This is a genomic window from Ornithinimicrobium carbonis (assembly GCF_977012275.1).
The window spans coordinates 1,609,656-1,622,222 of the sequence record NZ_OZ348993.1; the positions used below are offsets into that span (position 1 = coordinate 1,609,656).

Sequence of the window (12,567 nt, forward strand, 5' to 3'; positions counted from 1 at the left end):
CCGTCTACGCGGGGTTGACCGGACCGTCCGCGTCGACGGGCGGGTCCTCGGGACCGGCGGGGGCCTGGGGAACCGCGCCGCCCCCCTCCTTCAGACGGCGGCTGCCGGCGTGCCAGTCCTCCTGGGTCCCGGGCTCTGCCACGTCCACGCCCAGCCCGGCCAGCTGGGGAGTCTCCCGCAGGCTGCGCTTGAGCTCGGCGAAGCCGGGGAAGCCGGCCAGACCGACGACGTGGTCCCAGAGCCGTCCGGCGTCCTCCTCGTCCGGCAGCCGGCTGATGACCGGCCCGAAGAACGCCACGCCCCCGGGCGGCTGGAAGTGGATGATCGGCGTGCCGACGTCCTTGCCGGTGAGGCCGAGCGCCTCGTCGGTCTCGGCCTGGACCACCGCGTCCAGGGTGTCGTCCTCCAGCGCCTCCGCCAGGCCGAGCGGCAGGCCGGCCCCGGCCAGGACCGGCTCGAGGAAGGCGCGGGTGCCCCGGCGCTCGCGGGTGCTGGACGCGTCGGGCGGACCGGACCAGGTGTCGAAGATCCGGGCGCCGAGCGCGGCATACAGGGTGTCCACCGCCCCCGGCCCGAGCTCCGCGCGAGCCCGGGCCGCGACCCTCAGCAGCCGCAGCCCCGCGGTGTGCCCGGCCTCGTACTCCGGCGGGAAGTGGGCGTCGTAGTCGACGTCCGCGTTGAGCAGCCGCAGGGAGATGAACCGCCAGTCGACCGTGTAGTCGCGCTGGGCCTGGACGAGCCGGACCCACTTGCTGGTCATCCACGCGAACGGGCAGACCGGGTCGAAGTAGAAGTGGATGTCGCTCATGGAGCGAGACTACGGTCACCGGTCAGGACGGGGCAGAGGTCCGGGGCTCGACGACGAGGCCGTGGCACGATCAGGTATGGCGGTCACGCAGACGGAAGGACGGTCGGACCGGGTGCGCGTGGGCCTCGTGGGCTACGGGCCGGGCGGTTCGACCTTCCACGCGCCCTTCATCGAGACCACGCCGGCGCTGGACCTCGTGGCCGTCGTGACCTCGGACCCGGGGCGCAGGTCCCTCGTGCAGGAGCGGCACCCGGACGCACGGGTCGTCGGGTCGGTCGAGGAGCTGCTGGCCCGTGCCGATCTCGACGTGGTGGTGGTCACCACACCCAACGCCACCCACGTGCCGCTGGCCCTGCAGGTGCTGCGGTCGGGCCGTCACGTCGTCGTGGACAAGCCGGTCGCGCCGACCACGGCGGAGGCGCGGGCGCTGGCGACCGCGGCCGCGGAGCACGGGAGGGTGTGCATCCCCTTCCACAACCGGCGCTGGGACGGTGACTTCCTCACCGTGCGCGACCTCGTGACCCGGGGGCGGGTCGGACCCCTGCTACGCGTGGAGATCCGCTGGGAGCGGTGGCGGCCGCAGGCCTCCTCGCCGGGACGGGAATGGAAGGACGACCCGTCACCGGGGGCCGCGGGCGGGGTGCACTACGACCTCGGCCCGCACGTCGTCGACCAGGCCATGCTGCTGCTGGGTCGGCCGTCGACGGTCTACGCCGAGCTGGCGACCCGGCGCCCGCAGGCCCGTGCGGTCGACGACGCGTTCCTGGCCCTGACGTTCCCGGACGGTGCGGTCGCGCACCTGACGACGAGCCTGACCGTGGGTGGACCCCTGCCGCGGTTCCACGTCGTCGGCCGGGACGCCACCTACGTGGGGGCGAGCACCATGGACCCGCGGTGGGGGGTCGCGCTGGCCGAGGGACGGATCCCCGCCGGGCCGTCGTGGGGACGGGTCGAGGAGTCCGGGTGGGGGACGCTGCAGGCCGGCGAGCGGTCCGAGGTCGTGGCCACCCTGCCCGATGACCACGGAGCCTTCTACCGGGGGGTGGCCGAGACCGTCCTGACCGGGGCGCCGCCCCCCGTCGCCCTCGACGAGGCGGTCTCCGGCCTGCAGGTCCTGGAGGCGGCGCGCCGCTCGGCGGACGAGGGCAGGGTGGTGCGGCTGCCCGGTCGCAAGGACGCGGACTGAGAGGGAGGGACGAGGGCGAGACCGCCGGAGGATCAGTCGCGGAGGGTGGGGGTGAGGCGCTTGTGCACGCCGTCGCACCAGGGGAGCCGCTGGCTGGATCCGCAGCGGCACAGGGCGACCACGGGACGGGTCACCGGGTGGCTGACGCCCTGGGCGTCGACCACGGTGAGCGCGCCGCGCACGAGCAGGGGACCGCCCTCGCACTCGGTGGTGCGCACCTGCTCGGCCGGCAGCGGGGTGGCTGTCGGTGGGGTCGCCGGGCGGTCGCGGCTCACGCCGCCGCCCAGGGCCGGAGCGGCGCACGCAGGCAGGACCGACCCTGGTGCCAGGCACCCATGGCCTGCTCGGCGACGGCAGCCTCGACGGACAGCCCGACCACCGCGCCGACCAGCAGGGTGGGCAGGGACCGCGGGTCCTGCGCCACGAGAGGTCCGCACACGTCGCGGACGGCGACCTGCTCGTGGGCGGCGTCGGCCTCCACGTGCTCGTCGAAGTAGCGCCACGCGGCCTCGGGCAGACCCAGGCGGCGGGCACCGGCGACGTAGAACTTCGACGGCAGCGAGCTGGTCATCTCCACCATGGTCAGGTGGCCGACCACCGCCGGCGCCCAGCGCCTGCGCCCGGCCAGCCACCCCAGTGCCACGTTCGCCAGCAGGACCGGAGCGGGCCAGGCGTCGGCATACCCTCCGTAGGAACGGTTTAGACCCACCGCCGCCATCGCCTCCCCGTAGAGCTCGGAGTGCATCGCCCCGGGATCGCCGCTGCCGTACTCGTCGAACTGGATCTCCATCAGGGCCACCTTCGCCGCACCGGGGACACGGGGTATGGCGAAGGTGTGCGGGTCGGCCTCCTTGAGCTGGGACGCCGATCGCAGCACCAGCATCTCCCGCCACTGGTCGATCGTCATGGAGGACCGTGCCCAGGCCGAGATCGAGGGTGCGTCGGCCGCGACCCGGTCCGGAAGGGAGAAGAGCGTCGTGGTGAGGTCCTCACGGGCCTCGGGCAGCAGCTGCTCCACCACCGGCAGCGCCACGTCCAGCAGCTCCCGCTGCAGCTCCTCCTCGAGCCGGACGCGGGCCCCCACCGCCGGCAGGTCCCACTCCAGGTCGGGGTCCACGTCCGTGTAGCCGTGGTAGCTCAGGCCCTGCAGCAGCCAGAGGGCCAGCAGACGGTCCTCGTCGTCGGTGATCCCGGGGCGGGGATCGCGAAGGGCGGACTGCAGCCGCTCCTCGGTGCTCGGGGAGGGGTCGCGCAGGTGCTCGACCACCGAGGTCGAGATCGGGCCGCGAGGCTGGGGGAGGTCCACCGGGCGTCTCCTTCTCGTCGAGGGACCAGGCTAGACGCCGTTCCTGCCGGTGCCGACGGCAGAGGCCGGAGAGCAGCGCCGGGCTCGGATCAGTCGGCGGTCTCCTCCAGGCGGCGGACCAGCGTCGGTGGAACGACCGTGTCGGGGTCCCGTCCGGCCAGGTCGTGCAGGGCGTCGGTCGTGCCGACGAGGGCGGCGTACAGGGGGTGGACAGGTCGGACAGCGCTCCAGGTGGGTGGCCACGCGACGCGCGACCAGCGGGTCGAGCTCTCCGTCGATGTAGTCGCTGACCTGCTGGCGGGCCTCCCAGCAGCGCAGAGGCACCCCCTTGAGGGCCTGCCGACGCTCACGGCCGCGGGCGAGCTCGCTGACCAGCATCATCCGCCCTCGGCGCAGTCGTTGCTTGGCGGCCGGCAGGCTGATCCCCTGGACGGCGGCGACCTGCGGCATGGTCATCCCTTCGGCATCGTGCAGCAGCACCGCGCTGCGGTAGATGACGGGCAGGTGGGTCAGGGCCTCCAGCAGGCTGTCGCGCGCCTCGGCCCGCGCGACCACGTCCGCCGCGTCGACCGTGTAGTCGTCCCGCTGCCACCGCCGCTCGACCTCCTCGGCGACGGTGTCCTGGGCCGGGACCTCGCGGTCGCGCCGGGCCACGTCGACGGCGAGGTTGTGCAGGATCCGGTGCAGCCAGGTCGCCAGGGACGCCTCGCCGCGGAACTGCCCCGCCCTCTGCAATGCTCGCGCCACGGTCTCCTGGACGAGGTCCTCGGCGCGGCCGGGGTCGCGGGTCAGGGAGCGGGCGTACCGCAGAAGTCCCGGCAGCTCGGGGACCAGCCGGTCCCCGAGCTCGGTGACGTCCATGCGGGAAAGGGTAGCGATCCCGGTCTACCTCGCTGCGGACCTGCTCACCTGGTGACGGTTGCTCGTGCTGATGCCCAGCAGCCGGTAGAGGGGGCAGAAGCCGACGGCTGCTGTCCCGAGCAGGACGGCGGCGACGACGAGCAGCGCCAGGCCGGCTCCGCTCGTGACGCCGGTGACGAACGCCCACCCCAGGGCGGCTGCGCCCACGACGGCTCGGGCGGCCCGGTCCACGGTTCCGACGTTGCGGTTCATGATGTCCTCCACGGGAGATCGGTCGAGACGAACACCCCATGGACGCACCAGGTGCTCCCACCGATACATCGGCATCGGGGCCCAAGAGCGGGTGGTGACGGCCGTGATCGAGCCTCCGGAGCGGTCGGGCGCAGGTCCTCCCGTCCTGCCAGGATGGAGTCACCACCTCGAGGAGACCGGCATGAACAGGAACAGCTTCTCCGTCGCCACGTTCAACCTGTACAACCTCAACCTGCCCGGGCTCCCCATGTACCGGGACGCCGAAGGCTGGGACGCCGACCAGTACGGGCGCAAGGTCGCCTGGTCGGCCCGCATGCTCCAGGAGCTGCAGCCCGACGTGCTGGGCGTGCAGGAGCTGTGGCACGCCGACGCGCTGGCCGCCGTCGTGGAGCGGGCGGGGCTGACCGAGGAGTACGAGGTGCTGGCCGAGGTCGCGACCGGCGGCAGGATCGTGTGCGCCGCCGTGGTCCGGAGGAGCCTGCTGGTGGCGGGATCCGCCGGATGGGTCAGCACCTTCCCGGAGGCCCTGCGCCTCGAGTCGGCGGGGGAGGATCCGCAGACCCCGATGGTGGACGTGCGGATCCCGGGCTTCTCCCGGCCCGTGCTGCGCTTCGAGCTGCGGCTGCGGGAGGACCAGCCGGCCACGGTGGTCTACGTGTGCCACTTCAAGTCCAAGGCGCCCACCCAGATCTGGCGGGAGCCCTGGTACAACGCCGATCGTGAGCGGTACAAGGCCCACACCACAGCCCTCGGGGCCGCCCTGTCCACGATCCGTCGGACCGCCGAGGCGACGGCGCTGCGGGTGCTGCTCACCGAGGAGATGAAGGGCACGGTGACTCCGGTCATCGTCCTCGGCGACCTCAACGACGGGGTCGGGTCCAACACCCTCAACGTGCTGACCGAGCAGCCGCGCTACCTGGTGGGAGGTTCACGCGGAGGGGGAGACATCGCGCTCTACTCCGCAGAGACCCTGCAGAAGTACCGCGACACCCGCGACGTCTACTACACGCACGTCCACCAGGACATGCGCGAGTCTCTGGACCACGTCCTGGTCTCCGAGCAGTTCTACGACCACTCCTACCGCAGGCTGTGGATGTTCGACGGGCTGGCGATCTACAACGACCACCTCAACGTCGAGGACCACAAGGAGCGGGGGACCGGTGACCATGGCGTCGTCCTGGTGAACTTCCGGCACGCCCCCGCCTGAGAGACCGCCTGGACCGGGAAGGTGGGCAGCCGTTGACCAGTGGACGCGCAGAGCGGGTTCGGGCGCTGTACCAGGCGTTCAACGACCGAGATCTTGACGTCGTCATCAGCGCGATGGCGCCAGACGTCGACTGGCCCAACGGCTGGGAGGGCGGTCGACTTCTCGGAAGTGACAATGTCCGGCAGTACTGGGAACGACAGTGGGCCCAGGTGCGCCCGACGACGACGGTCAGAGGGATCGTGGAACGTCCGGACGGAACGGTCGAGGCGCAGGTGCACATGGTGGTTCGGGACCCCGCCGGCACCGTCCTGACCCGGTCCGACGTCGTCCACGTCTATGAGTTCGCGGGGCCTCTCGTCCAGCGCATGAGTGTCGAGGAAGGACGCGCCCGCCGCTAGCGGTCCGCCCGGTCGAGCGGGGGCCGTCGTCAGCCGCACACGCTGTCGACCTGCGCCGAGAGCAGGCTGTTGAACAAGGACCGCAGCAGCTCGGGCCTGGCCCCGGTGGTCGCGGTCGGATCAACCGAAGGATGGATGCTGGCAGGGCGAGACGGACCCCAGGCCCGGCCTAGCGTCGAATCATGGTCACCCGCACATCTTTCTCTGCGCTGCCGCACCTGCTCACCGGGCGCCGTGGCGCCCTGGTCACTCTCCTGCTCGCTGTCCTCGTCTCGGTCGGTCTCGTGGGCGCGCTGCGGGGTGCTGAGGTGCTCAACGACCACGGGTCGCCGCCGCCGGGTTCGGAGTCGGCCCAGGTCGAGGACCTGCTCGCCGAGCTGCCCGGTCACGACGTCCAGCAGCTCGTCGTGGTGCTCACCCGCCAGGACGGCACTGCCCTCACCGACGGCAACCTCGGCCAGCTCGCCGGCCTGGGCGCCGCGCTGCCCGCCGCTGCCGGACACGAGGTCACCGGCCCTGTTCCGGCCGAGGATGGTGGCGCAGCGCTCCTGCAGGTGCCGGTGAGCGTCGTCGGCACCGACACCGAGGCGATGCGCGAGGTGGTCGAGGACGTCCGGGGCACGGTCGCCGCCGAGCTGCCGCAGGGCCTGTCCGCCCAGACCACCGGGGGCCCCGCCTTCGGCGCGGACCTCGCCGCCTCCTTCGACGGTGCGAACCTGCGTCTGCTGCTGGTGACGGTCGGCGTGGTCGGTCTGCTGCTGCTGTTGACCTACCGTTCGCCGATCTTGTGGCTCGTCCCGCTGACCGTGGTCGGAGTCGCCGACCAGGTCGCCGGCGTCTTGACCCGGACGGTCGGTGAGCGGCTGGCGCTCAACTTCGACTCCGGCATCATCAGCGTGCTGGTCTTCGGGGCGGGCGCCAACTACGCGCTGCTGCTCATCTCCCGTTACCGCGAGGAGCTGGCGGGGTATGACGACCACCGCCAGGCGCTCGTCGTCGCCTGGCGCGCCACGTTCCCGGCGATCCTGGCGAGCAACGTCTCGGTCGTGCTGGCTCTGGCCACCCTGACGCTTGCGGTGATCCCGGGCACCCGGGGGATCGGCGTCGCCGCTGCCGTGGGGCTGCTCGTCGCCCTCGCCTTTGCGGTGCTGGTGCTACCGGCGGCCCTGGCCGTCGTAGGGCGGGGGGTCTTCTGGCCGTTCGTGCCGCGCCCGGTCCGGGAGGGCGACGGGGTCGTCCGCGAGCCCGGTCGTGACCCGTGGGGTGCCGTGGCCGGCCTCGTCGTCCGCCGGCCCTGGCAGGTGCTGGCAGGCGGGATCGCCCTCCTTGCGTTGATGGCGACCGGCCTGGTCGGGACCCAGGTCGGGCTGAGCCAGACCGAGCGCTTCCGGGTCGCGTCGGAGTCCGGTGCTTCGCTGGAGACCCTCGCGGAGCACTTCCCGGCCGGCAGCGGCGCCCCGATGACCGTCGTGACGACGCCGGAAGAGCTCCAGGAGGTCGCAGCGACGGTGGCGACGGTGCCCGGAGTCGCCTCTGTCCGCCCCCGCCGACACCGGTCGACGTCCGTCGGCGAGATCGCCACCCTCGTGGTCACCGGGGACGCCACGCCAGGCTCGCCGGCCGAGCGCGTGCTGGTGGAGGGTGTGCGCGAGGCCGCGCGTGGCGTCCCAGCAGCGGACGCGCTCGTGGGTGGTGCCCCCGCCGCCGAGCTCGACGCCCGTGACGGGGCACTCGGGGACCTGCTGCTGATCGTGCCGCTGGTGCTGGCGGTCGTCGCGGTCGTCCTGGCGTTCCTGCTGCGCTCCGTCGTCGCGCCGGTCGTGCTGCTCGCCGTCAACGTCCTCAGCACGCTGGCCACCATCGGTGCCGGTGCCTGGCTGGGTCGCACCGTGTTCGGGTGGGAGGCGCTGGACACACCGGTGCCGCTGCTGGCCTTCCTCTTCCTGGTAGCGCTGGGCATCGACTTCACGATCTTCCTCGTGCACCGGATCCGTACCGAGGTGCCGCACGTCGGGACGCGCCGCGCCGTGGTCCGGGGTGTGAGCACCACCGGTGCCGTGATCACGAGCGCGGGGATCGTCCTGGCAGGTGTCTTCGCCGCGCTGGGCGTGCTTCCCCTCATCACGCTCGGCCAGCTCGGGCTGATCGTCGGCCTCGGGGTCGTCCTGGACACGATGCTGGTCCGCACCCTGCTCGTCCCGGCGGTGATCGTGCTGCTCGGCGACCGGTTCTGGTGGCCGGGCGGGCCCGGCGCCGCACCCGTCCCCGACCCTTCCTCCGCCGCGTCCACGCTGTCGGAGGTCAGCCCCCAGCCAGCCCTGACACGATGAGGGCGTGAGCCACCCCACCGTGATGATCCGTCGCCTGGCGGGTGTGCAGCACGTGCTGCTCGCGTTCCTGGTCGTCGTCGGTGTCAGCCGCGGGCTGGGCGCCGGCGACGACGCCGGTCTTCTCCTGGGAAGCGCCGCACTCTTCCTCGTCTGGTATGCCGTGGGGGCGCGTCGTGCCGCGTCCGGTCTCGCGGACGGGCGGGGCCGCCCCGGGCGGGGACTGCCCGCCGGCGGGTGGTGGCTCCTGGGGCTGGTGGCCGCGTGGCTGCTCACCGTCGCCGCGTCCCCGGAGATGGTGTGGGTCGCCTTCTCCCTGTGGTTGCTCATCGGCCACCTGCTGCCGCTGGTTCCTGCGGTCGTCGTGTCGGTGCTGGTCCTGGTGGTGGTCGTCGGTCGTGGCGGTCATGCCGAGGGCTGGTCGACGGCTGCGGTCCTCGGGCCCGTCATCGGCGCAGTGTTCGCGGTGGCGCTCTCCCGTGGCCTGCAGCTGATCGTCCGCGACAGCCTGCAACGCGAGCAGCTCGTGACCTCCCTCGTCGCCGCTCAGGCGAAGGCCGAAGAGCTGCACGCCGAGCTGGCCCAGACCCAGCACGCCGCAGGGGTGCTGTCCGAGCGGACGCGGCTCTCGCGCGACATCCACGACACCCTCGCCCAGGGGTTCTCCTCCATCCTCCTGCTCGCCCGTGCCGGTGCCGCCACCGGGGAGCCGGCTGCCAGGACCCGCCTCCTGGGACAGATCGAGTCCAGTGCGGCCGAGCACCTGCAGGAAGCCCGCCGTGTCGTCGGCGCCCTCGCCCCGACCCCGCTGGAGTCCGGTCTCGTCGACGCCCTCGGTCGCATCACCGCCCGCCTGGAGCAGGAGACCGGTGTGCGGACCGAGGTCCGGGTCGAGGGTGAGGTCACCTCGCTCCCCCCGTCGACGGAGGTGGCCCTGCTGCGCACGGCCCAGTCCGCCCTGGCCAACGTCCGGCAGCACGCACGGGCCACCTCGGTCGTGCTCACGCTGGCAGAGGCCGAGGACTCGGTGCGCCTGGACGTCGTGGACGACGGCCGCGGGTTCGACGTCGCGACGCTGGGCGCGGCGCAGGGTGGTCCGGCGCGTGGGGGCTACGGGCTGCGGGCCTCCCGGGAACGGCTCCAGGAGCTGGGTGGTGGGCTGGACGTCGAGTCCGAACCGGGCCGCGGCACCGCGCTGAGCGCGCACCTGCCGCGCGGGACGGCGGGAGGGTGGGGGTGAGCGGTCCGGACCCCGGCGCGCAGCGGCATACCCCGGTGTCGGTGCTCGTCGTGGACGACCACCCGGTCGTGCGCGCCGGACTGACCGCACTGCTGTCGGTGCAACCCGGTCTGCTCGTGGTCGGCGAGGCCGCCGACGGGACGGAGGCGGTGCGACTGGCTGCGGAACTGACCCCTGACGTGGTCCTGTGCGACCTGCGCCTGGGGGACGTGCCAGACGGGGTCCAGGTGACCCGGTCGGTGGACACGGCCGTCCTGATCCTGACGACCTACGACCACGACGCCGACCTCGTGCGGGCCGTGGAGGCCGGCGCGGCGGGTTACCTGCTCAAGGACGCGGCCCCGGCCGACATCGTCGCCGCGATCCAGTCCGCCGCCCGCGGTGAGACCGTGCTGGGCCCCTACCTGACCAGCCGGGTGGTGGCAGCCATGCGGGTACGTCGCAGTGAGCTGTCGGCCCGTGAGCTCGAGGTCCTCGGCCTGGTCGCGCGGGGGCTGTCCAACCGCGAGATCGCCCGTCAGCTCGTCGTCAGCGAGGCCACGGTCAAGACGCACCTCAACCACGTCTTCGGCAAGCTGGGCGTCGACAACCGCACCGCCGCGGTCGCAGCCGCGCGGGGGGCCGGCATGGTCGACTGAGCCAGACGCGAGCGGCGTCCGTGAGCGGCTCACCCGCGCGCCCAGGACGCCTGGTCCACCTGCCACGCGTCCTGGGAAATGGACCGGACCGCGTCCTGGCGTCCTGGCGTCCTGGCGAACGAGTCAACCGAAGGATTGATGGCGGCGTCGGGCGCACGGCACCTGGTGCTCCGTACCGTCGAGACCATGCTTCGTTACCTGTTCCGCTCCGCCGTCACCTGGACGGTCCTCGGTCTTCTCGGAGGGCTGGCCTACCGCGAGGTGACCAAAGCCTTCGACTTCGCCGGCCGTACCCAGCTGGCCGTCGTCCACACCCACGCGCTCACCCTGGGCACGCTGCTCATGCTCCTGCTGCTGGCTCTGGCGGCCGCCCTGCCCGGCCTCCGCGCGGACAAGCGCCTGCGCTGGGGCACCCACCTGCTCAACACCGGCCTCGTCCTGACCGTCGGCATGCTGGCCTACAAGGGAACGCTGCAGGTGATCGGTGCCTCGTACGCCGACCACTCTGCTCTCGCCGGCGTCTCCGGCCTCGGGCACATGCTGCTCACCGTGGCGCTGACCCTCGCGCTGATCGCCACCGGCCGCGGGGTCGACGCCGCGGTCGATGCCTCGACGGCAGACGCTGCCGCTGTCCGCGGTCAGACCCGCGAGCTCCTGCGACCACGATGAACCCGCTCCATGACGCGGCTGGCACCATCCGGGTCGTCGATCGACCGGCCCGCGCCGCTGCGGTCTCATCCGGAGAGATGGACACGTGCCCGACCACGCTGCGCGTCGTGGTCGCCGGTTCCGGCAGCGAGATCCTGAGCCGCATCACGGTCCTCCTGACGAGCCGGGCGGTGACCACCCGCTCGCTCTGCGCCACCTGCGACCCGGCCGCCGGCGTGACCCTGGTCCACCTGGTCGTCGAGTGCGCCCCGGCCAGAACCCCCCTGCTCTGCAGCCAGCTGGAGCGCCTCGTCCAGGTCAGTTCAGTCGAGGTGCTGCGGACGTCCTGCACCGATGATGCGCTGGACACTGCGCACTGCCAGGCGTGAGTGCGGGTTGTCAGCTGATGACAGGGACGTCGTGGCCGCCATCCCGGCGGGGGTGGGGCCCTACGGCGGGGCCCCAGCCCGGACGGGTGGTGCGCACATGAGGCGATCGTCAGTTCCTCAGATGTTGCTGTCGAGTGCGGGAAAGCCTGGGGGCAGGTCCGCAGCTCCTGCGTCCGAGGCGTCCGACTCGGACACGCTCTGCCCCTGCGTGCTGGACCGGTGTGCCTGGTCCAGGTCGATCCCCAGGGTGTAGGCAGCCATCGAGATGGACCCCGCGGCATGACCCTCGACCAGAAGGTCCAGCGGCTCACCGTCGGCCAGGCCGGCCACATACAGCAGCGGCAGGTAGTGGTCGGGGGTCGGGACCGCCGCGTCGAAGTCGGCGTGCCCGTCCAGCGCGGCGACACCGGTCGGGTCCTGCGTCAACGTCTCCCGAGCCACGTCGTCGAACCGGCGGGCCCAGTCGTAGCCGTCGTGGGGCAGCGAGAAGTCGACGGCCCGCAGGTTGTGCACGATGTTGCCGCTGCCGATGATCAGGACCCCCTCATCGCGCAGGGCACCGAGTCTGCGGCCCAGCTCCAGGTGGTGGTCGAAGTCCTTGAAGGCGTTGAGCGAGAGCTGGACGACCGGCACGGAGGCGTCGGGGAAGGCGTGCAGCAGGACCGACCAGGTGCCGTGGTCGATGCCCCAGCTGTCGATGTCCTGGCCGACCCAGGTCGGCTTGACGACGTCGGCGACCATCTCCGCGACGTCCGGGGCCCCCGGCGCGGGGTACTGCACGTCGAAGAGCTCCTGGGGGAACCCGTAGAAGTCGTGGATCGTGCGCGGGCGGGGCATCGAGGTGACGGCGGTGGCATTGGTGTACCAGTGCGCCGAGATGACCAGGATCGCCCGCGGCTTCGGCACCGACCGACCGAACAGCTGCCACGCCTGCGTATAACGGTTGCGCTCCAGGGCGTTCATCGGGTTCCCGTGGCCCAGGAATGCCGCCGGCATGCGGGTGCTCGTGGCGCTCATGACACTCCTTCCGGGAGACGTGCACCTCAGACTAGGCACCTTCATCGTGTCCGCAAAGGACCTCGGCTTCGACCACTGGGGGGTTACCACTGGCAAGGTCGACGCCCAACGCCGGAACCCGGAGGTCGGCCCGCGGCCAGTGGCCTGATGGTGGCCATGGACAACACGTCAAGACGGGCGCATGACCGAGCTACCCCGGCGTCAGGGCCCTGACCAGCACGTAGGGCCCCGTGGGAATCGAACCCACAACCTACGGATCAAGCGGCAGCTGCACTGCCCTGCAACGGGCT

Annotated in this window: 14 protein-coding genes; 8 read left to right on the forward strand and 6 right to left on the reverse strand. The window is 72.3% G+C overall.

The genetic code is table 11. The features are described from left to right. Positions 1–4 precede the first annotated feature (4 nt). Positions 5–808, reverse strand: coding sequence for a mycothiol-dependent nitroreductase Rv2466c family protein (locus tag ACWHYA_RS07215; RefSeq protein ID WP_425941893.1), 804 nt, complete (start codon positions 806–808; stop codon positions 5–7). Between the two features lie 76 nt (positions 809–884). Between ACWHYA_RS07215 and ACWHYA_RS07220 the strand changes: the two genes are divergently transcribed. Then, positions 885–1,994 carry a Gfo/Idh/MocA family oxidoreductase gene (locus ACWHYA_RS07220; protein ID WP_425941891.1) on the forward strand — a complete coding sequence of 370 codons (1,110 nt, stop codon included), beginning with the start codon at positions 885–887 and terminating at the stop codon, positions 1,992–1,994. Between the two features lie 32 nt (positions 1,995–2,026). Here ACWHYA_RS07220 and ACWHYA_RS07225 read toward each other — a convergent pair whose 3' ends face one another. Genes ACWHYA_RS07225 through ACWHYA_RS07240 form a run of 4 tightly spaced genes read right to left on the reverse strand, consistent with a single transcriptional unit; the run spans position 2,027 to position 4,413 of the window. Then, positions 2,027–2,269, reverse strand: coding sequence for a CDGSH iron-sulfur domain-containing protein (locus ACWHYA_RS07225; protein ID WP_425941889.1), 243 nt, complete (start codon positions 2,267–2,269; stop codon positions 2,027–2,029). Next, positions 2,266–3,300 (reverse strand): iron-containing redox enzyme family protein, encoded by a 1,035-nt coding sequence (locus tag ACWHYA_RS07230; RefSeq protein ID WP_425941887.1) that lies wholly within the window; start codon positions 3,298–3,300, stop codon positions 2,266–2,268. Before ACWHYA_RS07230 ends, ACWHYA_RS07225 begins: the two co-directional genes overlap by 4 nt. Before the next feature lie 30 nt (positions 3,301–3,330). After that, positions 3,331–4,161, reverse strand: coding sequence for a sigma-70 family RNA polymerase sigma factor (locus tag ACWHYA_RS07235; protein WP_425941885.1), 831 nt, complete (start codon positions 4,159–4,161; stop codon positions 3,331–3,333). Between the two features lie 24 nt (positions 4,162–4,185). After that, positions 4,186–4,413, reverse strand: a complete 228-nt coding sequence (locus tag ACWHYA_RS07240) for a YgaP family membrane protein (RefSeq protein WP_425941883.1) — start codon at positions 4,411–4,413, stop codon at positions 4,186–4,188. Between the two features lie 181 nt (positions 4,414–4,594). On the opposite strand from ACWHYA_RS07240, the gene ACWHYA_RS07245 reads away from it, so the two are divergent. The 7 genes from ACWHYA_RS07245 (at position 4,595) to ACWHYA_RS07275 (ending at position 11,260) form a co-directional block, all read left to right on the forward strand. Continuing rightward, positions 4,595–5,620, forward strand: a complete 1,026-nt coding sequence (locus ACWHYA_RS07245) for an endonuclease/exonuclease/phosphatase family protein (RefSeq protein ID WP_425941881.1) — start codon at positions 4,595–4,597, stop codon at positions 5,618–5,620. 32 nt (positions 5,621–5,652) lie between these two features. Next, positions 5,653–6,018, forward strand: coding sequence for a nuclear transport factor 2 family protein (locus ACWHYA_RS07250; protein ID WP_425941879.1), 366 nt, complete (start codon positions 5,653–5,655; stop codon positions 6,016–6,018). A 182-nt stretch (positions 6,019–6,200) separates the two neighbouring features. Next, on the forward strand, positions 6,201–8,348 hold the full coding sequence (locus ACWHYA_RS07255) for an MMPL family transporter (protein WP_425941877.1): 2,148 nt from the start codon (positions 6,201–6,203) through the stop codon (positions 8,346–8,348). 4 nt (positions 8,349–8,352) lie between these two features. After that, positions 8,353–9,585, forward strand: coding sequence for a sensor histidine kinase (locus tag ACWHYA_RS07260; RefSeq protein ID WP_425941875.1), 1,233 nt, complete (start codon positions 8,353–8,355; stop codon positions 9,583–9,585). Then, positions 9,582–10,223, forward strand: a complete 642-nt coding sequence (locus tag ACWHYA_RS07265; protein ID WP_425941873.1) for a response regulator — start codon at positions 9,582–9,584, stop codon at positions 10,221–10,223. The genes ACWHYA_RS07260 and ACWHYA_RS07265 overlap by 4 nt, the downstream gene beginning before the upstream one ends. A gap of 186 nt (positions 10,224–10,409) precedes the next feature. Then, the gene (locus ACWHYA_RS07270; protein ID WP_425941872.1) at positions 10,410–10,892 is read left to right on the forward strand and encodes a DUF2871 family protein; all 483 of its coding nucleotides are present in this window, start codon (positions 10,410–10,412) and stop codon (positions 10,890–10,892) included. Between the two features lie 77 nt (positions 10,893–10,969). Beyond that, entirely contained in the window at positions 10,970–11,260 is a 291-nt protein-coding gene (locus ACWHYA_RS07275; RefSeq protein ID WP_425941870.1) for a hypothetical protein, read from the forward strand. A gap of 117 nt (positions 11,261–11,377) precedes the next feature. On the opposite strand, the gene ygiD is transcribed toward ACWHYA_RS07275, so the two are convergent. Continuing rightward, entirely contained in the window at positions 11,378–12,277 is a 900-nt protein-coding gene (gene ygiD, locus ACWHYA_RS07280) for a 4,5-DOPA-extradiol-dioxygenase (protein ID WP_425941869.1), read from the reverse strand. Positions 12,278–12,567 lie beyond the last annotated feature (290 nt).

Excerpts from the sequence above, each read along its gene's own strand:
- ACWHYA_RS07270 (WP_425941872.1), top strand. The coding sequence starts at position 10,410 with ATGCTTCGTTACCTGTTCCGCTCCGCCGTCACCTGGACGGTCCTCGGT.
- ygiD (WP_425941869.1), bottom strand. The coding sequence starts at position 12,277 with ATGAGCGCCACGAGCACCCGCATGCCGGCGGCATTCCTGGGCCACGGG.
- ACWHYA_RS07275 (WP_425941870.1), top strand. The coding sequence starts at position 10,970 with ATGGACACGTGCCCGACCACGCTGCGCGTCGTGGTCGCCGGTTCCGGC.
- ACWHYA_RS07255 (WP_425941877.1), top strand. The coding sequence starts at position 6,201 with ATGGTCACCCGCACATCTTTCTCTGCGCTGCCGCACCTGCTCACCGGG.
- ACWHYA_RS07240 (WP_425941883.1), bottom strand. The coding sequence starts at position 4,413 with ATGAACCGCAACGTCGGAACCGTGGACCGGGCCGCCCGAGCCGTCGTG.
- ACWHYA_RS07215 (WP_425941893.1), bottom strand. The coding sequence starts at position 808 with ATGAGCGACATCCACTTCTACTTCGACCCGGTCTGCCCGTTCGCGTGG.
- ACWHYA_RS07245 (WP_425941881.1), top strand. The coding sequence starts at position 4,595 with ATGAACAGGAACAGCTTCTCCGTCGCCACGTTCAACCTGTACAACCTC.
- ACWHYA_RS07235 (WP_425941885.1), bottom strand. The coding sequence starts at position 4,161 with ATGGACGTCACCGAGCTCGGGGACCGGCTGGTCCCCGAGCTGCCGGGA.
- ACWHYA_RS07220 (WP_425941891.1), top strand. The coding sequence starts at position 885 with ATGGCGGTCACGCAGACGGAAGGACGGTCGGACCGGGTGCGCGTGGGC.